Source organism: Rhodococcus kronopolitis, assembly GCF_042654025.1.
In the GTDB taxonomy this organism is placed as follows: domain Bacteria; phylum Actinomycetota; class Actinomycetes; order Mycobacteriales; family Mycobacteriaceae; genus Rhodococcus_G; species Rhodococcus_G kronopolitis.
In genome coordinates, this window is sequence record NZ_JBHSFO010000005.1 from 242,835 (window position 1) to 264,189 (window position 21,355).

23 protein-coding genes and 1 riboswitch are annotated in these 21,355 nt (G+C 71.9%); of the genes, 9 read left to right on the top strand and 14 right to left on the bottom strand.

What is annotated here, in order from left to right; all coding sequences use genetic code 11:
* The first annotated feature begins 18 nt into the window (after positions 1-18).
* The 3 genes from ACFO6S_RS12350 (at position 19) to ACFO6S_RS12360 (ending at position 3,114) form a co-directional block, all read left to right on the top strand.
* On the top strand, positions 19-1,443 hold the full coding sequence (locus ACFO6S_RS12350; protein ID WP_378417318.1) for a lipase maturation factor family protein: 1,425 nt from the start codon (positions 19-21) through the stop codon (positions 1,441-1,443).
* A gap of 9 nt (positions 1,444-1,452) precedes the next feature.
* Positions 1,453-1,839 carry an RNA-binding S4 domain-containing protein gene (locus ACFO6S_RS12355; RefSeq protein ID WP_378417319.1) on the top strand — a complete coding sequence of 129 codons (387 nt, stop codon included), beginning with the start codon at positions 1,453-1,455 and terminating at the stop codon, positions 1,837-1,839.
* Positions 1,840-2,253: 414 nt separating this feature from the next.
* Entirely contained in the window at positions 2,254-3,114 is an 861-nt protein-coding gene (locus tag ACFO6S_RS12360; RefSeq protein WP_378417320.1) for a hypothetical protein, read from the top strand.
* Between the two features lie 72 nt (positions 3,115-3,186).
* Here ACFO6S_RS12360 and ACFO6S_RS12365 read toward each other — a convergent pair whose 3' ends face one another.
* Positions 3,187-4,131, bottom strand: coding sequence for an AraC family transcriptional regulator (locus ACFO6S_RS12365; protein WP_378417322.1), 945 nt, complete (start codon positions 4,129-4,131; stop codon positions 3,187-3,189).
* Between the two features lie 81 nt (positions 4,132-4,212).
* Here ACFO6S_RS12365 and ACFO6S_RS12370 point away from each other — a divergent pair, with 81 nt between their 5' ends.
* Positions 4,213-4,719, top strand: coding sequence for an anthrone oxygenase family protein (locus tag ACFO6S_RS12370; protein ID WP_378417324.1), 507 nt, complete (start codon positions 4,213-4,215; stop codon positions 4,717-4,719).
* A gap of 52 nt (positions 4,720-4,771) precedes the next feature.
* Here the strand turns inward: ACFO6S_RS12370 and mihF are convergent, their stop codons facing one another.
* From mihF to cobN, 3 genes are all read right to left on the bottom strand, one after another.
* Positions 4,772-5,083 (bottom strand): integration host factor, actinobacterial type, encoded by a 312-nt coding sequence (mihF, locus tag ACFO6S_RS12375; protein WP_378417326.1) that lies wholly within the window; start codon positions 5,081-5,083, stop codon positions 4,772-4,774.
* 111 nt (positions 5,084-5,194) lie between these two features.
* Entirely contained in the window at positions 5,195-5,575 is a 381-nt protein-coding gene (locus tag ACFO6S_RS12380; RefSeq protein ID WP_378417328.1) for a PPOX class F420-dependent oxidoreductase, read from the bottom strand.
* 29 nt (positions 5,576-5,604) lie between these two features.
* The gene (gene cobN / locus ACFO6S_RS12385) at positions 5,605-9,219 is read right to left on the bottom strand and encodes a cobaltochelatase subunit CobN (RefSeq protein ID WP_378417330.1); all 3,615 of its coding nucleotides are present in this window, start codon (positions 9,217-9,219) and stop codon (positions 5,605-5,607) included.
* 34 nt (positions 9,220-9,253) lie between these two features.
* Positions 9,254-9,395, bottom strand: a riboswitch (cobalamin riboswitch).
* Positions 9,396-9,399: 4 nt separating this feature from the next.
* Between cobN and cobG the strand changes: the two genes are divergently transcribed.
* From cobG to cobJ, 3 genes are read left to right on the top strand one after another with little or no spacing between them, the layout of a single operon-like run.
* Entirely contained in the window at positions 9,400-10,569 is a 1,170-nt protein-coding gene (gene cobG / locus ACFO6S_RS12390; protein ID WP_378417332.1) for a precorrin-3B synthase, read from the top strand.
* A gap of 19 nt (positions 10,570-10,588) precedes the next feature.
* Positions 10,589-11,215: a precorrin-8X methylmutase gene (locus tag ACFO6S_RS12395; protein WP_378417334.1), complete on the top strand. Its 627-nt coding sequence runs from the start codon at positions 10,589-10,591 to the stop codon at positions 11,213-11,215.
* On the top strand, positions 11,215-12,702 hold the full coding sequence (gene cobJ / locus ACFO6S_RS12400; RefSeq protein WP_378417337.1) for a precorrin-3B C(17)-methyltransferase: 1,488 nt from the start codon (positions 11,215-11,217) through the stop codon (positions 12,700-12,702). Before ACFO6S_RS12395 ends, cobJ begins: the two co-directional genes overlap by 1 nt.
* 94 nt (positions 12,703-12,796) lie before the next feature.
* Here the strand turns inward: cobJ and ACFO6S_RS12405 are convergent, their stop codons facing one another.
* From ACFO6S_RS12405 to ACFO6S_RS12430, 6 genes are all read right to left on the bottom strand, one after another.
* The gene (locus ACFO6S_RS12405; protein WP_378417339.1) at positions 12,797-13,096 is read right to left on the bottom strand and encodes a hypothetical protein; all 300 of its coding nucleotides are present in this window, start codon (positions 13,094-13,096) and stop codon (positions 12,797-12,799) included.
* Between the two features lie 167 nt (positions 13,097-13,263).
* Complete coding sequence (locus ACFO6S_RS12410) at positions 13,264-13,479, bottom strand: DUF4287 domain-containing protein (protein ID WP_378417341.1); 216 nt, start codon at positions 13,477-13,479, stop codon at positions 13,264-13,266.
* Positions 13,480-13,558: 79 nt separating this feature from the next.
* Positions 13,559-14,296, bottom strand: a complete 738-nt coding sequence (locus ACFO6S_RS12415) for a cobalt-precorrin-6A reductase (RefSeq protein ID WP_378417342.1) — start codon at positions 14,294-14,296, stop codon at positions 13,559-13,561.
* Positions 14,296-15,045: a precorrin-4 C(11)-methyltransferase gene (cobM, locus tag ACFO6S_RS12420; RefSeq protein WP_378417344.1), complete on the bottom strand. Its 750-nt coding sequence runs from the start codon at positions 15,043-15,045 to the stop codon at positions 14,296-14,298. The genes ACFO6S_RS12415 and cobM overlap by 1 nt, the downstream gene beginning before the upstream one ends.
* Entirely contained in the window at positions 15,042-16,286 is a 1,245-nt protein-coding gene (gene cbiE / locus ACFO6S_RS12425; protein WP_378417346.1) for a precorrin-6y C5,15-methyltransferase (decarboxylating) subunit CbiE, read from the bottom strand. The genes cobM and cbiE overlap by 4 nt, the downstream gene beginning before the upstream one ends.
* Positions 16,283-17,020 (bottom strand): SDR family NAD(P)-dependent oxidoreductase, encoded by a 738-nt coding sequence (locus tag ACFO6S_RS12430; RefSeq protein WP_378417348.1) that lies wholly within the window; start codon positions 17,018-17,020, stop codon positions 16,283-16,285. The genes cbiE and ACFO6S_RS12430 overlap by 4 nt, the downstream gene beginning before the upstream one ends.
* Before the next feature lie 31 nt (positions 17,021-17,051).
* Between ACFO6S_RS12430 and ACFO6S_RS12435 the strand changes: the two genes are divergently transcribed.
* Positions 17,052-17,465 carry a pyridoxamine 5'-phosphate oxidase family protein gene (locus ACFO6S_RS12435; protein WP_378417350.1) on the top strand — a complete coding sequence of 138 codons (414 nt, stop codon included), beginning with the start codon at positions 17,052-17,054 and terminating at the stop codon, positions 17,463-17,465.
* Positions 17,466-17,585: 120 nt separating this feature from the next.
* Positions 17,586-18,041 (top strand): hypothetical protein, encoded by a 456-nt coding sequence (locus ACFO6S_RS12440; RefSeq protein WP_378417352.1) that lies wholly within the window; start codon positions 17,586-17,588, stop codon positions 18,039-18,041.
* A gap of 34 nt (positions 18,042-18,075) precedes the next feature.
* Here the strand turns inward: ACFO6S_RS12440 and ACFO6S_RS12445 are convergent, their stop codons facing one another.
* The 4 genes from ACFO6S_RS12445 to ACFO6S_RS12460 all read right to left on the bottom strand — a co-directional run bounded on the left by ACFO6S_RS12445 (position 18,076) and on the right by ACFO6S_RS12460 (position 21,120).
* Positions 18,076-18,363, bottom strand: a complete 288-nt coding sequence (locus tag ACFO6S_RS12445) for a hypothetical protein (RefSeq protein WP_378417354.1) — start codon at positions 18,361-18,363, stop codon at positions 18,076-18,078.
* A gap of 50 nt (positions 18,364-18,413) precedes the next feature.
* A complete protein-coding gene (locus ACFO6S_RS12450; protein ID WP_378417356.1) occupies positions 18,414-19,205 on the bottom strand; it encodes an ABC transporter permease in 792 nt (263 codons plus the stop codon).
* Positions 19,202-20,164, bottom strand: a complete 963-nt coding sequence (locus ACFO6S_RS12455; RefSeq protein ID WP_378417358.1) for an ATP-binding cassette domain-containing protein — start codon at positions 20,162-20,164, stop codon at positions 19,202-19,204. Before ACFO6S_RS12455 ends, ACFO6S_RS12450 begins: the two co-directional genes overlap by 4 nt.
* 182 nt (positions 20,165-20,346) lie before the next feature.
* Positions 20,347-21,120, bottom strand: coding sequence for a sulfite exporter TauE/SafE family protein (locus ACFO6S_RS12460; RefSeq protein WP_378417360.1), 774 nt, complete (start codon positions 21,118-21,120; stop codon positions 20,347-20,349).
* Between the last annotated feature and the right edge of the window lie 235 nt (positions 21,121-21,355).

Consider the following 21,355-nt stretch of genomic DNA (forward strand, 5'->3'; position numbering starts at 1 on the left):
GTTCTCGAGATGACGGCGATGGACTGGTTTGTCGCGGACGACTACTCGCTTGGACGACTGCTCTTCAAGGAGGGCCTCGCCGTCCTCTACCTCGTCGCGTTCGTCTGCGCGGTCCGCCAGTTCCGGCCGCTGATCGGCGCCGACGGCATGCTGCCGGTCCCCCGATTTGTGCGCGGCTCGTCGTTCCGGCGGCATCCGAGCCTGTTCCAGTGGCACTACTCGGACCGCTACTTCGCCGCCCTCGGCTGGACCGGCGCCGCGCTGGCCGCCGTCACCGCCGCCGGGCTGACGGACCGCCTGCCGCTGGCGGCGACCATGCTGGTGTGGCTGACGATGTGGCTGCTGTACCTCTCGATCGTCAACGTCGGCCAGCTCTGGTACGGATTCGGCTGGGAGTCGCTGCTCCTCGAGGCGGGGTTCCTCGCGGTGTTCCTCGGCAACGCCGACACCGCACCGCCGCTGCTGATCCTGCTCGCCGTCCGGTGGCTGCTGTTCCGGCTCGAGTTCGGCGCCGGCCTGATCAAGATCCGCGGCGACCGCTGCTGGCGCGACCTCACCTGCCTGTACTACCACCACGAGACCCAGCCGATGCCCGGCCCGCTGAGCTGGTACTTCCACCACCTGCCGCGCCCGCTGCACCGGGTCGAGGCGGCCGGCAACCACTTCACCCAGCTGGTGGTGCCGTTCGGGCTGTTCGCGCCGCAGCCGGTCGCGGGCATCGCCGCTTCCGTCATGATCGTCACGCAGCTGTGGCTGGTCGTCAGCGGCAACTTCTCCTGGCTGAACTGGGCGACGATCGTGCTGGCGGTCTCCGTGCTCCCGGACGCGGCCCTCGGCACGGTGCTGCCGGTCCCGCACGGCGCGGACACGACGCCGGGCCCCTTCGTGGTCGCGGTGCTGGCCGCGACGGCACTGGTGCTGGTGCTCAGCTACTGGCCGGCCCGCAATCTGTTCGCCCACCGGCAGCTGATGAACGCCTCGTTCAACCCGTGGCATCTGGCCAACACCTACGGCGCATTCGGTCACGTGACGCGACTGCGGTACGAGGTGGTCGTCGAGGGCACCTCGGCGGAGGTGGTCACCGCCGACACCCGGTGGCAGCCCTACGAGTTCCGCGGCAAGCCCGGCGACGTGCACCGGCGACCGCGCCAGTTCGCGCCGTACCACCTGCGACTGGACTGGCTGATGTGGTTTGCCGCCATCTCCCCCGACTACGCCCGGTCCTGGTTCGTGCCGTTCGTCGAACGTCTGCTCCGCGGCGACGCCGCGACCCTGAAGCTGCTACGGCACAACCCGTTCGTGCACGCGCCGCCGACGTTCGTGCGGGCCCGGCTGTTCCGCTACCGGTTCACCACCCCGCGCGAGCGCACCGAGAGCGGCGCGTGGTGGTCCCGGGAGGAAGTCGGGGAGTTCCTGCAACCGGTGTCGTTGCGGTGGCCCTAGGATTGACCCGTGTCTGCGGGAGAGTCATCGGGAGTGCGTCTCGACAGTTGGGTCTGGTCGGTGCGGCTGTTCAAGACCCGGTCGCTGGCGGCCGCGGCCTGCCGCGCCGGTCATGTGCGGGTCAACGGCACCGTGATGAAGCCGTCCTACTCGGTGCGGGTGGGCGACGAGGTACGGGTCCGGGTCGGCGGAGTCGAGCGGATCGTCGAGGCGGTCCGGCTGACGCGCAAGCGGGTCGGCGCCGCGGACGCCGCACTGTGCCTGATCGACCGCACGCCCCCGCCCCCGCCGCGGGAGGTGCTGATGGCAGTGCCACAGCGCGACCGCGGCGCCGGCCGACCGACCAAGCGTGAACGTCGCGAACTGGACCGGTTGCACGGCTTCAACGAGGACTGACCCGGTCCCACACCGAATCGTTGTGAACAATCGTCCAATTCGCGGGATTTACCCCGGCGCGCATGGCATGCTGCACCTCGTCCTGTGGTCAAACGCGGACGTGCGTATCCAAGTCCCGGTTCAATTCCGGGACTCTGCGGGGTCGACGACCGCTACACCAGCAGGTCAAGGGGGGCCCATGCCGGCAACATTGCCGACATGGGCCTTTGCCATGCGTTGACTTCCCAATAACGCTGCGCACCAATAGATTTCATTCTCAAATCCCCTCTTCCGGCCGAGCCAGTCGTGCGATGCTTCGCTCGACTGGTGGCGTCCGCCGCCGGTCCGGAGCGATACAGCGAGGTTCGGTTGATGTTGGGTCGAGGAAGTATTGATTCGGGGCTGGGACGTCGTTCCCTGGCAGTGGCGTCTGCAGTGGGACTCTCCGCCGCGGCCGTCGCACTCGGCGCGGGCACGGCGTCTGCGGCACCGGCGGCGGCGCCGTCGGAGTCGCAGACACAGGCCGCCGCCGCATTGGGTACCACCATCGGTTGCTCCATCGTGAACTACGACACCACCTGCACGTACGACGCGGTGCCCGGGATCGGCGCAGACGAGTACGCGTTGCTCATTCCCGCCGGCGTGACCCAGGTGCAGGTGACCGCGGTCGGCGGAACCGGCGCCGGAACGGTCGGTGGACGAGGCGGGAAGGTTGAGGCCACGCTCCCCGTCACTCCCGGACAGACGCTGTACATCCAGTCCGGCCGCGCCGGCGGACTCGGCATGATGCCCGGCGGCGGGTACTCCTCCGTGTCCACGGCATCGGTGGCCGTCGACCGGAACGCGGGCCTGCTCGCCCGGGTCGTCGTCGCACCCGGCGGCGGTGCGGGCACCGTGACCGCGGCCGGTGGCGACGCCGGGCTGCCGGCACCTGCCGCGGCCGGCGGCAAGGCCGGTACCGATGTGGCGGGCGGGGCCGAAGGACTCGGCGGGACCCCGGGCACCCTCGGCAACGGCGGTTCCGGTGGCGCACTCGGCGGTGGCGGCGGCGCCGGCGCATACGGTGGCGGCGGTGCCACCGCGGGCGGCGGCGGCGGATCGTTCCTCGTCCCGGCCGGCGGCACGCAGACCCTGGCACCGGCCGGAACCCGGCCCACCGTGCAGGTTTCGTACACCTCCGACCGCCTCGTGCTGCCCGTCAGCGGCAGCTCCAACGGCAGCTCCGACGGCAGCAGCTCGGGCAGCGCAGGCAGCTCCGACGCGGGCAGCTCCGGCTTCGGCAGCACGGGCTCCTAGGCCCAGCACGTCCGGTCGGGTGGACAACCCCTTGCGTTCATCCGACCGGACCGCGCCGACGCGTCACCCGCGCTACGCGACGGCGACCAGCCTCCTGCGGAACTCCTGCGGGCTGAAGCCGTGCACCCGCTTGAACGCCGCACTGAGCGCGAAGGCGCTGCCGTAGCCCACCTTTCGCGCGACGGCACCGATCGTGGTGCCAGGTTCGCGTAGCAGGTCCGCCGCCAGCGCGAGACGCCAGCCGGTCAGGTAGGTCATCGGCGGTTCGCCGACCAGTTCGGTGAACCGTCTCGCCAGTGCCGCCCGCGACAGCCCGGTCTCGGCCGCGAGCGCGGCCACCGTCCACTGGCGTCCGGGACTGTCCTGCAGCAGCCGCAGCGCGCGGCCCACCACCGGGTCGCCGTGTGCCCGGTACCAGGCCGGCGCCGCGGATTCCGGCCGGGAGAACCAGGCGCGCAGCACCGTCACCAGCAGCAGGTCCAGCAACCGGTCCAGCATCACCTCCTGACCGGGCTCCTCCCTGAGCATCTCCTCGGCCAGCAACGGCAGCAGCGGGCAGTCCCACTCGTCGTCCCGCAGGATCAGCAGGCGCGGGAGCGCGCTCAGCAACCGGTCACCGACCGCGGCGCCGGCCCCGTACGTGCCCGTGATCATCACCGTCGCACCGTCGGGGCTGTTTCCCCAGGTGCGGACACCGAGCGTCATTGCCTCCCTGAGTGATTCGCCGTCCGGCGTGGCGCAGACCTGGCCCGGGTGGATGACCGCCTGCGGCACGGTGGCCGGATCGTCCGCCACGGTGTAGGCGTCGGGCCCGCAGACCACCGCGACGTCCCCGGGTCGCATCGACACCGGCTCCGCGCCGTCGTGACACACCCACGCCGTGCCGCTGACCATCACCACCAGCGTCAGCGGCGCGCGGTCCTGGATACGCAGCGACCACGGCGGCTCGAGGACCGAGCGCAGCAGGAACGCGCCGCGCGCCCTCGGTCCGTCCAGCAGCCCACCGAGCGCATCCATACCTGCGACGGTAGACGATTACACATGATTTTGCGCGTTCCGGCTATGGATCGTCTCCCGCATCCCGGGTTGACTCGAGCCATGGACACAAACGGAACCTGGACCGCACTGCGGGGCGGCACGTTGGTGACCGCCGTCGTACTCATGGGGCTGATGGCGGGCCTGTTCTACGCCTACGCGGTGTCGGTGATGCCGGGACTGGGCGCCACCGACGACCGGACCTTCGTCGCGTCGATGCAACGAATCAACGTCGCCATCCTCAACGGCTGGTTCGGCGTCGCCTTCGGCGGGGCACTGGTCTTCACGGTCGCCGCGTTGCTCACCCACCTCGGCAGGCCCGCATTGCCGTGGATCGTGGCCGCGCTCGTGCTCTACCTGGCGGTGCTGGCCGTCACGATGGGGATCAACGTGCCGATGAACGACAGGCTGGCCGCGGCCGGTGACCCCGACCGGATCGGGGACCTCGCCGCGGTGCGGGCGCAGTTCGAGGCCTCGTGGGTGCGCTGGAACGTCGTCCGGGCGGTCGCCTCGACCGGGGCGCTGGCCTGCCTGGCGATCGCGCAGTGGGCGACCGCCGCGGCGGAGTGAGCTCCGCCTCCCCGGCGCCGAGACGGCGCCGGGGCGGCGGGATGCGCAGGGGTCAGCCGACCTTCGCGATCAGGTCCGCGCGCTGACGGGCGCCGAGCCCGGCGACTCGCCGGGTCTCCGGGATGCCGATGGACTCGGCGATGTCGCGGGCCTTGATCTTGCCGACCTTGGGCAGCGACTCGAGCAGGTAGAGCACCTTCGTCTTCCCGACGAGGTCGTCCGAGTCCGCCTTGTCGAGGACGTCGACGAAGGTGAGCTTCCCGGACTTGAGGTTCTCCCGCATCTCGGAGCGGGCCTTGCGGGACGCGGCGGCCTTCGCCAGCGCCGCGGCGCGCTGTTCGGGGGTCAGGTTGGGCAGTGCCATGGTTGGACCTCTTCTCTCGGAGTTCCCTACCCGCCCAGGCTAGAACGCGAACGGCCGTAAATGCCCGCACCCGGCGTCCCCGTGTGTCGGATCGGCCTCGCCCAGCCCCGTTCAGGCCGCGGTGATCGCCAGGCCGACGGTCCCGGCGCGGCCACGACGGAGCAGGCTGCCCTTGACCGTCAGCCAGCCCAGCACGCCGTAGCGCTTCGCGATCACCTCGCGGGCATGCTCGGTGCCGGCGTCGTCGAGCACCACCGCGGTCGCCTCGACCGGATCGCCCTTCGGGTTCCCGCGTACGTCGCAGGGGCCGACCGTGACCCGCGGGTTCTTCTCGATCCGCTTGACCTTGTACGAGTCGGTGACCGTCCACATCAGCAGACGGTCACCGTCCATTGCCGCCCACAGCGGCGTCGCGACCGCGGAGCCGTCCTTGCGGAAGGTGGTCAGCAGCACGTACTTTGCGGCGGCGATCTCGCTCAGCGTGGGGCTCATGGCACCAGCCTAGGCGGTTCGTCCCGGTGCTACTCCCCCTCGAGCGTGCCCTCGGCCTCGAGGTAGACCTGCCGCAGACCGTCGAGGACCTCCCGCGACGGCTCCTCCCACATGTCCCGCTCGACGGCCTCGAGCAGTCGCTCCGCAATCCCGTGCAGCGCCCACGGATTCGACTCCGTCATGAACTTGCGGTTCTGCTCGTCGAGCACGTAGGTCTCGGCGAGCTTCTCGTACATCCAGTCCGCGACCACGTTGGTCGTCGCGTCGTAGCCGAAGAGGTAGTCGACCGTCGCGGCCATCTCGAAGGCGCCCTTGTAGCCGTGCCTGCGCATCGCCTCGAGCCAGCGCGGGTTGACCACCCGGGCCCGGAAGACCCGCGCGGTCTCCTCCGACAGGGTGCGGGTGCGCACCGCGTCGGGGCGGGTGCTGTCGCCGATGTAGGCCTCCGGGGACTTACCGGTCAGCGCGCGGACGGTCGCGACCATGCCGCCGTGGTACTGGAAGTAGTCGTCGGAGTCCGCGATGTCGTGCTCGCGGGTGTCGGTGTTCTTGGCCGCCACCGCGATTCGGCGGTACGCGGTCCGCATGTCGTCCGACGCGGGCGCCCCGTCCAGGCCGCGGCCGTACGCGTAGCCGCCCCAGGTGGTGTACACCTGCGCCAGGTCGGCGTCGTCGCGCCAGTTCTTCGAGTCGATCAGCTGCAGCAGCCCGGCTCCGTAGGTGCCCGGCTTGGAGCCGAAGATCCTGGTGGTGGCGCGGCGCTCGTCGCCGTGCTCGGCCAGGTCCGCCTGGGCGTGCGCCCGCACGTAGTTCTGCTCGGCGGGTTCGTCGAGGTCGGCGACCAGCCGGACGGCGTCGTCGAGCAGCGCCAGCACGTGCGGGAACGCGTCCCGGAAGAAACCGCTGATCCGGACCGTGACGTCCACGCGCGGCCGGCCCAGCTCCTCGGTCGGGATCACCTGCAGGCTGGTGACGCGGCGGCTGGCCTCGTCCCACACCGGCCGGACGCCGAGCAGCGCAAAGACTTCCGCGATGTCGTCGCCGGAGGTGCGCATCGCCGAGGTGCCCCACACCGACAGGCCCACCGACTTCGGGTACTCGCCGTGGTCGGCGAGGTAGCGCGCCAGCAGCGACTCGGCCATCGCCTGACCGGTCTCCCAGGCCAGCCGCGACGGCACGGCCTTGGGGTCGACGGAGTAGAAGTTGCGGCCGGTCGGGAGGACGTTGATCAGCCCGCGCAGCGGCGAGCCGGACGGGCCTGCCGCGATGAAGCGGCCGTCCAACGCGCGGAGCACCTGGGTGATCTCGTCGTCGGTCTGACGCAGCCGCGGCACCACCTCGGTGGCCGCGAACCGGAGGATCTGCCGGACCGTCTCGTCCGCGGACAGCGCGTCCGCGGCGTCGGGATCCCAGTCGGCGGCCGCCATCGCCCGCACCAGCTCGTGGGCGGTGGCCTCCACGGCGTCGACCCGGGTGCGGGACTCGGCACCGTCCACGCCGACCTCGGACTCGCTGAGGCCCAACGCCTCCCGCAGGCCCGGCACGTGCTGTTCGCCGCCCCACATCTGCCGGGCCCGCAGCATCGCCAGCACCAGCTCCACCTCGGCGTCGCCGCGCGGCGCCTGACCGAGCACGTGCAACCCGTCCCGGATCTGCACGTCCTTGATCTCGCACAGCCAGCCGTCGACGTGCAGCAGCATGTCGTCGAAGACGTCCTCCTCGGGACGCTCGGCCAGGCCCAGGTCGTGGTCCATCTTCGCGGCCCGCATCAGCGTCCAGATCTGCTGGCGGATGGCGGGCAGCTTCGCGGGGTCGAGCGCGGAGATGTTGGCGTGCTCGTCGAGCAGCTGCTCGAGCCGCGAGATGTCGCCGTAGGACTCGGCGCGGGCCATCGGCGGGATCAGGTGGTCGACCAGGGTGGCGTGCGCGCGGCGCTTGGCCTGGGTGCCCTCGCCCGGGTCGTTGACCAGGAAGGGGTAGATCAGCGGCAGCTCGCCGAGGGCGGCGTCGGTGCCGCAGGAGGCGGACATGCCGAGGTTCTTGCCGGGCAGCCACTCCAGGTTGCCGTGCTTGCCGAGGTGCACCACCGCGTCCGCGCCGAACCCGCCCTCGTCCGGCCGCGCCGCCAGCCAGCGGTACGCGGCCAGGTAGTGGTGGCTCGGCGGCAGGTCCGGGTCGTGGTAGATCGCGACGGGGTTCTCGCCGAATCCGCGGGGCGGCTGCACCATGAGCACCACGTTGCCGACCTGCATTGCCGCGACGACGATCTCGCCGTCGGCGTCGGCGGAGCGGTCCACGTACAGCTCGCCCGGCGCGGCGCCCCAGTGCTCCTCGACGCCGTCGCGCAGGTCCGCGGGCAGCGTGTCGAACCACTGTCGGTAGCGGGCCGCGGAGATCCGGATCGGGTTGCCCTCGAGCTGCTCGGCGGTCAGCCAGTCCGGGTCCTGACCGCCCGCGGCGATCAGCGCGTGGATCAGCGCGTCGCCGTCCCCGGCCGCCAGGCCCGGCAGCGCATCCTCGCCGTCGAGCGGGCCGAGGTCGTAACCGGCGTCGCGCATCTGGGTGAGCAGCGCGATCGCGCTGGCGGGGGTGTCCAGGCCGACGGCGTTGCCGATCCGGGCGTGCTTGGTGGGGTACGCGGAGAGCATCAGCGCGATCCGCTTGTCCGCGACCGGGATGTGCCGCAGCCTCGCGTGCCGCACCGCGATGCCGGCCACGCGGGCGGCGCGCTCGGGGTCGGGGACATAGGCGGTCAGGCCGTCGGCGTCGATCTCCTTGAACGAGAACGGCACCGTGATCAGCCGGCCGTCGAACTCGGGCACCGCGACCTGGGTCGCGACGTCCATCGGCGAGAGTCCGTCGTCGCTGGCCTCCCAGGTCTCGCGGCTGCTGGTCAGGCACAGGCCCTGCAGGATCGGCACGTCCAGCGCGGCGAGTTCGGTGACGTCCCAGGCCTCGTCGTCGCCGCCCGCGGTGGCGCCCGCGGGCCGGGTGCCGCCGGCGGCCAGCACGGTGACGACCATCGCGTCGGCCGCGCGCAGGGCGTCGAGCAGCTCCGGTTCGGCGGTGCGCAGCGAGGCGCAGAAGATCGGCAACGCCCGGGCGCCGCGGTCCTCGATCGCCCGGCACAGCGCCTCGACGTACGCGGTGTTCCCGGCCAGGTGCTGCGCGCGGTAGTAGAGCACCGCGACGGTCGCGTCGGCGTCCGCCGCTGCGGACGGCCGGTCCAGGTGGCCCCAGGTGGGGGTGTGCGCGGGCGCGTCGAACCCGAGGCCCGTCAGCAGCACCGTGTCGGAGAGGAAGTTGGACAGCTGCAGCAGGTTCTCCGACCCGCCCTCGGCGAGGTAGGCGTGGGCCTCCGCGGCGACGCCGCCGGGCACCGTGGACAGCTCCATCAGTTCGGCGTCCGGGGCCAGCTCGCCGCCGAGCACGACGGTCGGCAGGCCCGCCGCGAGCACCGCGTCCAGGCCCTGCTCCCAGGCGCGCTTGCCGCCGAGGATCCGCACCACCACCAGGTCGACGCCGTCGAGCAGGCCGGGCAGGTCGTCTACGAGCAGCCGGGCGGGGTTGGCCCAGCGGTAGTCGGCGCCGCTGGAGCGGGCACTGAGCAGGTCGGTGTCGGACGTCGACAGCAGCAGGATCACGGGTGTGGCCTCCTCGGGGTCTCGCGCCCCATTGGTTCCGGAACGGCAGCGCACGAGTGTCTGACTCCCCGGACGTGCCGGGTCACAGTGGCGCGACCGCACCGGATTCGCACCGGTTTCCTCGTGAGCTGTCGCAAGCGCCGCTGAGCCTACCGGTGCGCGGAACGTAACCTGGAGACGATGTCCGCGAACCCGATTTCCCCCCGACCCGCCACCGGCGACCGGTCCCGCCCCGACGCCTGCCCGGGCGCCCTGCAGGTGCACCAGGCCGCCGACGGCGCGCTGGCCCGGGTGCGGCTGCCCGGCGGCGCGCTGACCCCCGCGCAGCTGCAGGTCCTGGCCTCCGCGGCCCACGACCTTGCCGGCGGCGAGCTCGAGCTGACCTCCCGCGGCAACATCCAACTGCGGGCCGTCACCGACCCCGCCGCCTTCGCGGACCGGCTCGCCGACGCCGGGCTGTTGCCCTCGCTCAGCCACGAGCGGGTGCGGAACATCCTGGCCAGCCCCCTCTCCGGACGGATCGGCGGGCTGGTGGACGTCCGCGACTGGACCTCGGCCCTCGACCGCGGGCTGTGCGCCGATCCCGCCCTGGCCGCGCTGCCGGGACGGGTGATGTTCTCCCTCGACGACGGCCGCGGCGACGTCTCCGGGCTCTCCGCGGACCTGGGCCTGCACGCGGTCGGGGCCGACGAGGTGGCGCTGGTGCTCGCCGGCCGCGACCACGGCGCCCGGGTCCCCGCGGCCGACGGCGTCGAGGTGCTGCTCGCCGCCGCGCGCCTGCTGCTCGAGATCCGCGAGGACCAGTGGCGCCTGCACGAGATCGACGGCGGCGTGGAGCGGGTGCTGAGCGGGCTGGGCCTGGGCGCGGGGAGCGCCGACACCCTGGACCTGCCCGCCGTGGGCACCGGGCCGATCGGCTGGCTCGACCACGGCGACGGCGCCGTGACCCTCGCCGCCGGGCTCGCCCTCGGCACCATGAGCGCTCGGGTCGCGGAGTTCCTGGCGGCGGTGGACAAGCCGCTCGTCGTCACGCCGTGGCGTTCGGTGCTGATCTGCGACCTCGACGACTGGACCGCCGAGCAGGTGGTGCGGGTGCTCGCGCCGATGGGCCTGATCTTCGACGAGAACTCGCCGTGGCTGCAGGTCAGCGCCTGCACGGGGCGTCCGGGCTGCGGCAAGGCGCTGGCCGACGTGCGGGCCGACCTGGGCGCCGCGCTGGCGGCAGGCGAGATCGGCGAGGGCCGTCAGCACTGGGTCGGCTGCGAGCGGAAGTGCGGCCGACCGCGCGGTGAGGTTACCGACGTGGTGGCCACCGGCGACGGCTACCGGGTGGATCGGCCGTCGTCCTGAAGCCACTATCGTGGTGCGCATGACCGACTACATCCGCGACGGCGCCGAGATCTACCGTCAGTCCTTCGCCACCATCCGGGCTGAGGCGGACCTGACCCGGTTCCCCGCGGACGTCTCGCAGACGGTGGTGCGGATGATCCACGCCTGCGGCCAGGTCGACCTCGTCGACGACGTCGCGTTCTCCCCCGGCGTCGTCTCCGCGGCACGTGCCGCGCTGCGCGCCGGCGCCCCGATCCTGTGTGACGCGACGATGGTGGCCTCCGGTGTCACCCGAAAGCGACTGCCCGCCAACAACGAGGTGCTCTGCATGCTGAGCGACCCGCGGGTGCCGGTGGTCGCCGAGCAGTTGGGCAACACCCGCTCCGCCGCGGCGCTGGAGCTGTGGGGCCCCAAGCTCGAGGGCGCGGTGGTCGCGATCGGCAACGCCCCGACCGCGCTGTTCCACCTGCTCGACATGATCGACCAGGGCGCGCCCCGGCCTGCGGCGATCATCGGCTGCCCGGTCGGGTTCATCGGTGCCGCGGAGTCCAAGGAGGACCTGATCGTGCGCGCCGGCGAGACCGAGTACCTGGTGGTGCGGGGCCGCCGCGGCGGCAGCGCGATCACCGCCGCCGCCCTCAACGCGATCGCGACGGAGGTCGAGTGATGGCGGGCAAGCTCTGGGGCATCGGGCTCGGCCCGGGTGACCCCGAACTGGTGACGGTCAAGGCCGCGCGGATCATCTCCGAGGCCGACGTCATCGCCTTCCACAGCGCCCGGCACGGACGCAGCATCTCCCGGGCCGTCGCCGAGCCGTACCTGCGCGAGGGCCAGCTCGAGGAGCACCTGGTCTACCCGGTGACCACCGAGACCGTGGACCATCCCGGCGGCTACCAGGGCGCCATCGACGAGTTCTACGAGTCGGCCGCGCAGCGGCTGGCCGAGCACCTCGAGGCCGGCCGGTCGGTGGCCCTGCTCGCCGCAGGCGACCCGCTGTTCTACAGCTCCTACATGCACATGCACAAGCGGCTGTGCGACCGCTTCGACGCCGAGGTGATCCCCGGCGTCACCTCCGTCAGCGCGGCCTCCGCCGCGCTCGGGGTGCCCCTGGTCGAGCGCGACGAGGTGTTCACCGTGCTGCCCGGCACGCTCCCCGTCGAGGAGCTGACCAGGCGTCTGCGTGAGACCGACTCGGCGGCGATCCTCAAGCTGGGCCGGACGTTCCCCGCGGTGCGTCAGGCGTTGAAGGACTCCGGCCGGCTCGCCGAGGCCAGCTACGTCGAGCGGGCCAGCACGGATCGGCAGCGGGTGCTCTCGGCCGCCGAGGTGGACGAGTCGCAGGTGCCCTACTTCTCGATCGCGCTGGTGCCCAGCCCGTCGAACAACCCCGCGGCGACGCCCGCGGCCGGTCCGGGCGAGGTCGTCGTCGTGGGTCTCGGTCCGGGCGACGACGCCTGGACCACCCCGGAGGTGCGTCACGAGTTGTCCCGCGCCACCGACATCGTCGGCTACACCACCTACGTCAACCGGGTGCCCGTGGTCGCCGGCCAGCTCCGCCACGCCAGCGACAACAAGGTCGAGTCCGAGCGCGCGGCGATGGCGCTGGACCTCGCCAAGCGGGGCGCCCGCGTCGTCGTGGTGTCCTCCGGTGATCCCGGCGTGTTCGCGATGGCCGCCGCGGTGGTCGAGATGAGCGCGGAGCCGCAGTGGTCCGAGGTCTCGGTCCGGGTGCTGCCCGGCATGACCGCCGCGCACGCCGTGGCCAGCCGGGTCGGCGCGCCGCTGGGCCACGACTACGCGATGATCTCGCTCTCGGACCGGCTCAAGCCCTGGGACATAGTCGCCAAGCGGATCTCCGCGGTCGCGGCGGCGGACATGGCGATCGCCGTCTACAACCCGGCGTCGAAGTCCCGGACCTGGCAGGTCGGCGCGATGCGGGACCTGCTGCTCGAACACCGCTCGCCGCAGACCCCGGTGATCGTCGGCCGCGACGTCGCCGGACCGCAGGAGAGCGTGCGGATCCTCACGCTCGGCGAACTCGACCCCGCCGAGATCGACATGCGCTGCCTGCTGATCATCGGCTCGTCGCTGACCACGGTCGTCGGGTCCGGCAGCGAGCGGAAGGTGTTCACGCCGCGGCGCTACCCCGGCTGACCGTTCGCCCCGCACACGGGTTTTCGCCCCGTCACACCGGAGTTGAACGCTCAGCGCCTGTGTGCCGGGGACGTAGGCCTGTGCGGGCGCTGAGTCAGTGCTCGTCGTAGTGGTCGCCGTGCGGGGCGTGCCGGTGCCCGTCGTGGATGTAGTCGGTGTGGTCGCCGTGCGGGACCGCCACGTGGCCGCAGCCCTCGCCGTGGTGGTGCTCGTGTTCGCCGTGAACGGTGTGACCCGCGCTCTCGCACTCGTCGGTGTGGCCGTCGTGTACGCGGTGCAGGTGACCGTCGTGCACGTAGTCGACGTGGTCGCCGTGCGGCACCGCCACGTGTCCGCAGTCGGGTCCGTGGACGTGGTCGTGGTCCGTGTGCTGGTGGTGCTCGGATGTGGTCACGAGACTCTCCTCACTCGGGTGAGCGTCCCCCGTGCCTCACGCTACTCCCGACTCCCATCGCGCGGCGGCGCTCGGATCGGCGGTCGACGCCACCCCCGACGGCACCGGGGTGCGGGCCACCAGCCGCACCCGAACGCCGCAACTCCCGGGCGGCGGCGAGCTTCGGTTCAGCTGCCCGCCGCGTCCTCCTTCAGCGTGTGCGCGACGAGCGCGTTCGCGTGGCCGTGGCCGAGTCCGTGCTCGGCCTTGAGCCAGTTGACCAGCTCCAGGTGTTTGGTCAGCTCGGAGGCGCGGATCTTCTCCTGCCACTCGCTGATCGGCCTGCCGTACTTCGCCTCGATCGACGGAAAGTAGGACGCTGGACCCTTCACCGGTTCGCTCATGGACGGCAGAGTAGCGGTGAGCTACGACACGTGCACGGATCGACCGCGCCCAGGGTGTCGGACCCGGGCGTCGGGATGCTCAGGCGCGTCCCGACGCCCAGGCGACCGCGTCGTCCGGATTCGCGGTGGACGGCACTCGCTTCGGGAGCGGCGTGCGGGCCACCATCACGACCGGCAGACCCAGTTCGCGTGCCGCGTCCAGCTTCGCGGACGTCAGCGCTCCCCCGCTGTTCTTCGTCACGACCACCTCGATGCGGTGCTCGCGCAGCAGCGCGATCTCCGACTCCACCGTGAAGGGCCCGCGGTCGAGCAGCAGCGTCGCGTCGGCCGGCATCGCGACCTCGGGCGGGTCGATGGCCCGGACCAGGTACCGGCCGGGGGCGTCGGCGAACGCGTCGACGCCCTGCCGACCGATGGTGAGGAACACCCGATGCCCCAGCGCGGGCACCTCGCGGGCGGCCGCGGCGAGGTCTGCGACCGGGTGCCACCGGTCCCCCGGGCCTGCCACCCATTCGGGGCGTCGCAGCACCAGCAGTGGGACCCCGACACGGTCGGCGGCGGCAGCGGCGTTCGCCGTGATCCGGGCAGCGAACGGGTGGGTGGCGTCGACGACGGCATCGATGTCGTTGCTGCGCAGCCAGTTCGACAGCCCATCGACACCACCGAAGCCACCGATCCGCACCTCACCGACCGGCAGGACCGGTTCGCGGACCCGCCCGGCGAGGGACGAGACCACGTCGACGGCGGGCTCGACGGCGAGCGCGGCGGCCAGGGCCCGCGCCTCCGAGGTCCCGCCGAGCACCAGGACGCGGCGCATCAGTGCGTCGCGCGGGACCGCGTCGCCGAGTACAGGTAGCTGTCCGGGAAGCCCTCCGCGGCCAGCACCCGGCCGACGATCACCACCGCCGTCTTGGTGATGCCCGCCGCGTGCACCTGCTCGACCAGGGTCGCCAGGGTGCCGCGCAGCACGATCTCGTCGGGACGGCTCGCGAACGCGACCACCGCGGCCGGGCAGTCGGCGCCGTAGCTCTCGGTGAGCTCCTCGGCGATCTGCTCGATCCGGTGCGCGCCCAGGTGCACCACCATCGTGGCGCCGCTGCGGCCGAGCGACCGCAGGTCCTCGCCCGGCGGCATCGCCGTCGAGAGGGTGGAGACCCGGGTCAGCACGATCGACTGGGACACCCCCGGCACGGTGAGCTCGCGCCCGAGCGCCGCCGCGGCCGCGGTGAACGCGGGAACCCCGGGCACGATGTCGTACCCGACGCCGGCCGCCTCGAGGCGGCGAACCTGTTCGGCCACGGCGGAGTAGATCGACGGGTCACCGGAGTGCAGGCGCGCGACGTCGAGCCCGGCGCGGTCGGCCGCGACGAGCTTGTCGACGATCTGGTCCAGGCTCATCCGGGCGGTGTCGACCACCTCGGCGTCGTCGGGGCAGGTGGCGAGCAGTTCGGCGGGCACCAGGCTGCCTGCGTACAGGCACACCGGGCTGGCCGCGATGATCCGCGACGCCCGCAGGGTGATCAGGTCCGCGGCGCCCGGCCCGGCCCCGATGAAGTGGATGGTCACTGGTTCGACTCCTCTGTCGTCTCTGTCGCGGGGCCGGGCTTCGAGACCGACCACTGGGCCACCGGAAGCTGTGGCCGCCAGGCGGTGAACCCGCCGAGCGGTTCACCGCGGTAGACCTGGAACTTGCGCAGGTCGCCGCCGTGCCGCGAGTGCCACTGCAGCACCAGCGATTCGGACTCCGCGGTCACCGCGTTGACGACCATCCGCCCGCCCGGGCGCAGCCGCGCCCAGCAGGCGTCGAGCATGCCGTCCTGGGTGACGCCGCCGCCGACGAAGATCGCGTCGGGTCCGGCGGCCTCGCCGTCGAAGGCCTCGGGCGCGCTGCCGCGCACGGCCAGCGCCGGAACCCCGAGGGCCGACGCGTTGTCCTGGATCTGCGCGACCCGGGACGGCTCGCGTTCGAACGCGACCGCGCGGCACCGGGGATGGCTGCGCATCCACTCGATGCCGATGGTGCCCGAGCCGCCGCCGACGTCCCAGAGCAGTTCGCCGGGCGCGGGCGCGAGCGCGCTCAGCGTCAGCGCCCGCACCTCGTGCTTGGTCATCTGCCCGTCGCCCCGGTAGGCGGCGTCGGGCAGGCCCGGGTTCCGGGTGAGCCGGCGCGCGGCGCCCGAGCCGCGGACCTCGAGAGCGATCACGTTCAGCGGGTCGCCGGCCTCCGGCGGCCAGGCGTCGGCGGTGCCGTCGTGCACCCGTTCCGCAGGCCCGCCGAGCTGCTCGAGCAGCACCATCCGGCTGCCGCCGAAGCCGCCCTCGCGCAGCAGGTCCGCGACCACCGCCGGGGTGTGCTGGTCGTTGCCGAGCACCAGCACCCGGGCGCCGTCGCGCAGTTCGGGCGTCAGGGTGGCGACGGGCCGGTTCACCAGGCTGACCGTCGGCACCTCGTGCAGCGGCCAGCCCAGCCGGGCGCAGGCGAGCGAGACGGACGAGGGATGCGCGATCACCCGAACACGGTCGGGGCCGAGCACCCGGCACAGCGTGACGCCGACGCCGTGGAACATCGGGTCGCCGCTCGCGAGGACGCACACCCTTCGCTCGCGGTGCTCGTCGAACAGGGCGGGCAGCGCGGGCACCATCGGCGTCGGCCACGGCACCCGCCGCGCGGCGGACTCCGGGACCAGGCCGAGCTGGCGGGTCGAGCCCATCAGGACCTCGGCGTCGGTGACGGCCCGCTGCGCGCGGGGCGAGAGGCCGTCCCAGCCGTCGGCGCCGATGCCGACGACGGTGACCGGCAGGCTCATCGCGGCATCCGCCGCCAGATCGCCTGCGGCAGCAGCCGCATCACGAAGATGGCCGGGCGCAGCAGGCCGGGGATCCACACCCGCGCGCGGCCCCGGCGCAGCGCCTTGACCACGCCATCCGCGACCTGGCCGGGGGTGCTCGACATCGGCGCCGGGGTCATCCCCTCGGTCATCCGGCCGATGACGAAGCCGGAGCGCACCAACAGCAGGCTCACCCCGCTGCCGTGCAGCGCGTCGCCGAGCCCGCTGGCGAAGCCGTCGAGCCCGGCCTTGGCCGAGCCGTACACGTAGTTCGCGCGTCGCACCCGGGCGCCCGCGATCGAGGAGAACACCACGATCCGGCCCGAGCCCTGCGCGCGCAGCAGCTGCGCGAGGTGGGTCAGCACGCCGACCTGCGCCACGAAGTCGGTGTGCACGACGTTCACCGCGTGCTGGGCGTCGACCTCGGCGCGGGCCTGGTCGCCGAGGACGCCGAAGGCGATCACCACCGTGTCGATCGGGCCGAGCTCGGCGATCTCGGAGAGCACCCGGCCGTGGTCGGCGAGGTGGTCGGCGTCGAACTCGACGGTCTCGACCGAGGCCGCGCCCGCCTCGAGGACGGCCGCGCGCGCCGACTCGAGGTCGCCGCTGCGACGGGCCGCCAGGACCACCGGGCGGCCGGGCGCGAGCCTGACGGCGATCTCGAGTCCGATTTCGCTGCGGCCACCGAGGATGACTACCGATCCGACGCTCATGGCCTCAAGTGTCCTCGACTACGGTCGGCCCATGGCCCGCACCCCCTTCGATCCCGCCGACCTGCCCGACGACGCGCACGCCTTCCTGCGCGACCGGCACCTCGCCACCCTCACGACGCTGCGACGCGACGGCACCCCGCACGTGGTCGCCGTCGGGTTCACCTGGGACCTCGAGAGCCAACTGGTGCGGGTGATCACCAACGGCGGCTCGCAGAAGGCGCTCAACGCCGAGCGCTCCGGCTACGCGGCCGTCACCCAGATCGACGGTCCGCGGTGGCTGACGCTCGAGGGCCCGGCGCGGGTCAGCGACGATCCCGCGGAGGTCGCCGAGGCGGTCGCCCGCTATGCCGACCGGTACCGCGAGCCCCGGGAGAACCCGAGCCGGGTGGTCATCGAGATCAGCGTCCGGCGGGCCCTCGGCCTGGCCACCCTGCTCGGCCGCTGATCTGTACGGGTGACTCTTACGGCGCTAGGGTGAGCTGAGTCACAAGACGTTCGGCGGCCTACTCTCCGATCGACGGACCGTGCCGGGCCGAGCGCCCCGCAATCGGACCTAGGAGCAGCCATGGGCGCTCGACGCACCACGATTGTCCGGATCACCGCCCTGACGGCTCCGCTCGCCGCCGCGGCCCTGTTCGCCGCCCCCGGCCAGGCCCTGCCCCCGCACCCGTTCGGTCCCCCGGCGCTGACCATCGGCTGCCCCAACCAGGGCAGCCTGATGTCGCTGACCGGCGGGACCGGGCAGTCCGGTCCCGAGCCGGGGATCGCTCCCGGGTGGATCCGGTTCGCCTCGTTCCCGGCCGCCCCGCCCATCCCGGCCGCCGGCCAGGTGACGGTCGCCTGGATCAACACCGACACCGGCCAGACCGGCATCGCGAACCTCGAGGGCGCGTACCCGTACCTGGCGAAGACCGTCTACACCGGCCCCGGCAACGTGATGGCGACGCTGTTCGGGTCGATCAACCTCGGCAGCATGCCGCTCTGCCAGGCGAATCCGACGTTCGGCAACTTCGTAGCGTGAGGAACCGAAGGCGGCATCAGACTCTCGGTTCGTCCTAGACCAGGACCAGGAAGAACATCCCGGCGACGATTCCCGCGATCCCGCACACGGCGCCCAGGACGGTCTCCACGGTGACCGGCCGGTGTGCCGCGAGGGCGCGTCTGCGTGCCACCACGGCGGTGAAGACCGCACCCACCCCCAGAATTACGCCGATGCCGAAACTCCAGAAGGCCACGATCGAGAGCGCACCGAGCATCAGCGCAATGTCGCCGACGTCCTTCGCCGGGGCCGCCCCCGACGCCCCCGCTCCGTCGGGGTCCTGGTCCGGTTCGTCGGCGGCCATGGCGGTCTACTCGCCGGGCCGGAGGCGAAGGCGGGACACTGCCTGCGTCGTCACGACGTCAGCGTCCGCTCGTACTTCCGCACCGAGAGCGGCACGAAGATCACCAGGAGCAGGACGATCCACGCCAGCGAGTACAGCGCCGCGTGCTGCAACGGCCACGCGTCCGGAGCCGGCACCGCCGGGCTGGTGTTGCCGAACAACTCCCGGGCCGCCTGCGTGACCGAGGAGACGGGGTTCCACTCGGCCAGGACCCGGAGCACCGTCGGGAAGTTGTCGGTGGGGACGAAGGTGTTCGCGATGAAGGTCAGCGGGAAGATGACGATGAACGACGCGTTGTTGACCACCTCCGGCGTCTTGACCGACAGTCCCACCAGCGCCATCACCCACGACATCGCGTAGGCGAACAGCAGCAGCAGCGCATAGCCGGCGGCCGCCTCGAGGAACGACGAGTGGATCCGCCAGCCCACGATCAGCCCGGTGATCGACATGATGACCACCGTGAGCACGTTGGTGCCCACGTCGGCCGCGGTCCGGCCGATCACCACCGCCGAGCGCGCCATCGGCAGCGACCGGAACCGGTCCATCACCCCCTTCTGCAGGTCCTCGGCGAGGCTCACGCCGGTGATCGTCGCGCCGAAGATGACCGTCTGGACGAAGATTCCGGCCATCAGGAACTCTTTGTAGCTGACGCCGGGCACCGCGATCGCGCTGCCGAAGACGTAGGCGAAGAGCAGGACGAACATGATCGGCGACAGGGTCGAGAACACGAGCAGGTCGGGGACCCGCTTGACCTTGATCAGGTTGCGCTTGGCGATGATGACCGAGTCCCGGAAGATCCTCACGACGCCTCACCCTCGTGCGCGTCCACCACGTGCCCGGTGAGGCTGAGGAACACGTCGTCGAGGTTGGGCCGCCGCAGGCCGACGTCGAACACCGCCAGGTCCGCCTCCTTGAGGCGGGACAGGGCCTCCGCGAGGTCGTCGACGCCGCCCGAGACCGGGATGCTGATCCGGCGGGCCTGCGCGTCGGTGGTCGGCGGCTCGATCCCGAGCGAGCCCAGCAGCTCGCAGGCGCGCGGCGCCTGCGCGAAGTCCGCCAGCACGAACTCGAGGCGTTCGCCGCCGACCCGGTCCTTGAGCTGGTCCGAGGTGCCTGCGGCGATGATCGACCCCTTGTCCAGCACGATGATCGAATCGGCCAGCCGGTCGGCCTCCTCGAGGTACTGCGTCGTCAGCAGGATCGTCGTCCCGTCCCGGACGAGGTCGGAGATGAAGTCCCACATCCCGATCCGGCTGCGTGGGTCCAGGCCCGTCGTCGGTTCGTCGAGGAACAGCACGCGGGGACGCCCGATGAGACTGGCGGCGATGTCGAGGCGTCGGCGCATGCCGCCCGAGTACTGCTTGACGGTGCGGTCGCGGGCGTCGGTGAGATCGAAGCGGTCGAGGAGCTCGTCCGCGCGCCTTCGCGCCTCGGCCTTGTCCACCCCGAACAGCCGCCCGACCATCTCGAGGTTCTCGAACCCCGTCAGGTACTCGTCGACCGCGGCGAACTGCCCAGTCAGCCCGATCGACGCCCGCACCTCGTCGGCCTGGCTAGCCACGTCCAGGCCGAACACCGACGCGCGCCCCGAGTCGGCCCGCAGCAGGGTGGCGAGAATCCGGACGGCGGTGGTCTTTCCGGCGCCGTTCGGGCCGAGCACGCCCAGGACGGTGCCCTCGGGGACGGTGAAACTGATCCCGTCCAGCGCGAGCGTCTTCCCGTAGCGCAGCACGAGGTCCTGAACCTCGACGGCATCCGCCATGTGCGTCACCCCTCCAGAGAAGGAACGTGACTGCCAGTGTGGCCCCGTTGCCGATGTGCCGCCACCGGGACGGGCGTCGACCGCACATTCCGCGTGGAGGCTCGCCTTGAATTAGGCCGATGGCACGGTCACCAGCCAGCGACCAGGATTCGTTCGAATCGCCTACGTATCGCGCTGTCCCGTCAGGAGAAGACCGCGGAGTCGACCAGTATGTACGTCGCGACGGCGAACACGAGGTAGGCGAACCACCGTTGGAGTCGGGCCGTGTCGACACGGGTGCCGGCACGGGCAGCGAGCAGCGACCCGGCTATCGCGGTGCCCGCGAAGACGGCGGTCAGCGACCAGTCGATGGTTGCTCCACCCAGGTGTGAGAGCAGTCCGGCCGCCGAGTTGGCGACGATGATGACCAGCGAGGTCCCCACCGCGATCGGCATCGGCACGCCGAGCATCAGCACGAGGGCAGGAATGATGAGGAATCCTCCGCCGACACCGAACATCCCGGTCAGAAATCCCACCGCCAGCCCGGCCGGAATGGACCGCGAGACGCAGCGCCGCCAGTTGATTCCCGAGTCCCCGGCCTTGCACGCGGTGCCGGTGGTGTCGTGGTCGGCCAGCATTCGCGCTCCGGCGACGATCATCACGGCGGCGAAACCGACCATGACAACTGACTGTGGCAGGAGTCCGCCGACGGCGGCGCCGGCGAAGGTGGCGGGGATGCCGGCGGCGGCGAAGACTGCGGCCAGTCGCCATTCGATGTGGTGCGCGAGCAGCTTCGGGAGGGCACCGACCGCGGAGGCGATGCCGATCACGATCAGCGAGATCGGCACTGCCTGTTCGATGTCGAGTCCGATGCCGTAGACGAGGGCGGGCACGGCCAGGATCGATCCGCCGCCACCGAGCAGCCCGAGCAGTACACCGATGGCCACCCCGAGGACGACCGCGAGGGCGAGGGTCATGACTCTCCGGATCAGCGTCCGAAGAGTGCGCGGAAGAATCCGGGTTTGGCGGGTTCTTCCGCACCTGCGGTGCAGGTGCAACGGTCCGGGGCGGGCACGGACCGCATGACGCTGTCCGTGTGCCGGCCGCAGCCACCCCAGGTGGTCTTCGTGCAGGTCGAGCAGGGTTTGGCGTAGCACATCGTCGTTCTCCTCTAGGGGTGCAGCAGGTTTCGTGACTTGTCCGCACTGCCAC

What these genes read in the sequence shown, in the direction of transcription:
- ACFO6S_RS12380 (WP_378417328.1), bottom strand. Translation starts at nt 5,575, where the DNA reads ATGAGCCCCACGCTGAGCGAGATCGCCGCCGCAAAGTACGTGCTGCTG.
- ACFO6S_RS12395 (WP_378417334.1), top strand. Translation starts at nt 10,589, where the DNA reads ATGACCGACTACATCCGCGACGGCGCCGAGATCTACCGTCAGTCCTTC.
- cobJ (WP_378417337.1), top strand. Translation starts at nt 11,215, where the DNA reads ATGGCGGGCAAGCTCTGGGGCATCGGGCTCGGCCCGGGTGACCCCGAA.
- ACFO6S_RS12415 (WP_378417342.1), bottom strand. Translation starts at nt 14,296, where the DNA reads ATGCGCCGCGTCCTGGTGCTCGGCGGGACCTCGGAGGCGCGGGCCCTG.
- cbiE (WP_378417346.1), bottom strand. Translation starts at nt 16,286, where the DNA reads ATGAGCCTGCCGGTCACCGTCGTCGGCATCGGCGCCGACGGCTGGGAC.
- ACFO6S_RS12435 (WP_378417350.1), top strand. Translation starts at nt 17,052, where the DNA reads ATGGCCCGCACCCCCTTCGATCCCGCCGACCTGCCCGACGACGCGCAC.
- ACFO6S_RS12410 (WP_378417341.1), bottom strand. Translation starts at nt 13,479, where the DNA reads ATGAGCGAACCGGTGAAGGGTCCAGCGTCCTACTTTCCGTCGATCGAG.
- mihF (WP_378417326.1), bottom strand. Translation starts at nt 5,083, where the DNA reads ATGGCACTGCCCAACCTGACCCCCGAACAGCGCGCCGCGGCGCTGGCG.
- ACFO6S_RS12370 (WP_378417324.1), top strand. Translation starts at nt 4,213, where the DNA reads ATGGACACAAACGGAACCTGGACCGCACTGCGGGGCGGCACGTTGGTG.
- ACFO6S_RS12365 (WP_378417322.1), bottom strand. Translation starts at nt 4,131, where the DNA reads ATGGATGCGCTCGGTGGGCTGCTGGACGGACCGAGGGCGCGCGGCGCG.
- ACFO6S_RS12350 (WP_378417318.1), top strand. Translation starts at nt 19, where the DNA reads ATGGACTGGTTTGTCGCGGACGACTACTCGCTTGGACGACTGCTCTTC.
- ACFO6S_RS12460 (WP_378417360.1), bottom strand. Translation starts at nt 21,120, where the DNA reads ATGACCCTCGCCCTCGCGGTCGTCCTCGGGGTGGCCATCGGTGTACTG.
- cobG (WP_378417332.1), top strand. Translation starts at nt 9,400, where the DNA reads ATGTCCGCGAACCCGATTTCCCCCCGACCCGCCACCGGCGACCGGTCC.
- ACFO6S_RS12430 (WP_378417348.1), bottom strand. Translation starts at nt 17,020, where the DNA reads ATGAGCGTCGGATCGGTAGTCATCCTCGGTGGCCGCAGCGAAATCGGA.
- ACFO6S_RS12455 (WP_378417358.1), bottom strand. Translation starts at nt 20,164, where the DNA reads ATGGCGGATGCCGTCGAGGTTCAGGACCTCGTGCTGCGCTACGGGAAG.
- ACFO6S_RS12445 (WP_378417354.1), bottom strand. Translation starts at nt 18,363, where the DNA reads ATGGCCGCCGACGAACCGGACCAGGACCCCGACGGAGCGGGGGCGTCG.
- ACFO6S_RS12440 (WP_378417352.1), top strand. Translation starts at nt 17,586, where the DNA reads ATGGGCGCTCGACGCACCACGATTGTCCGGATCACCGCCCTGACGGCT.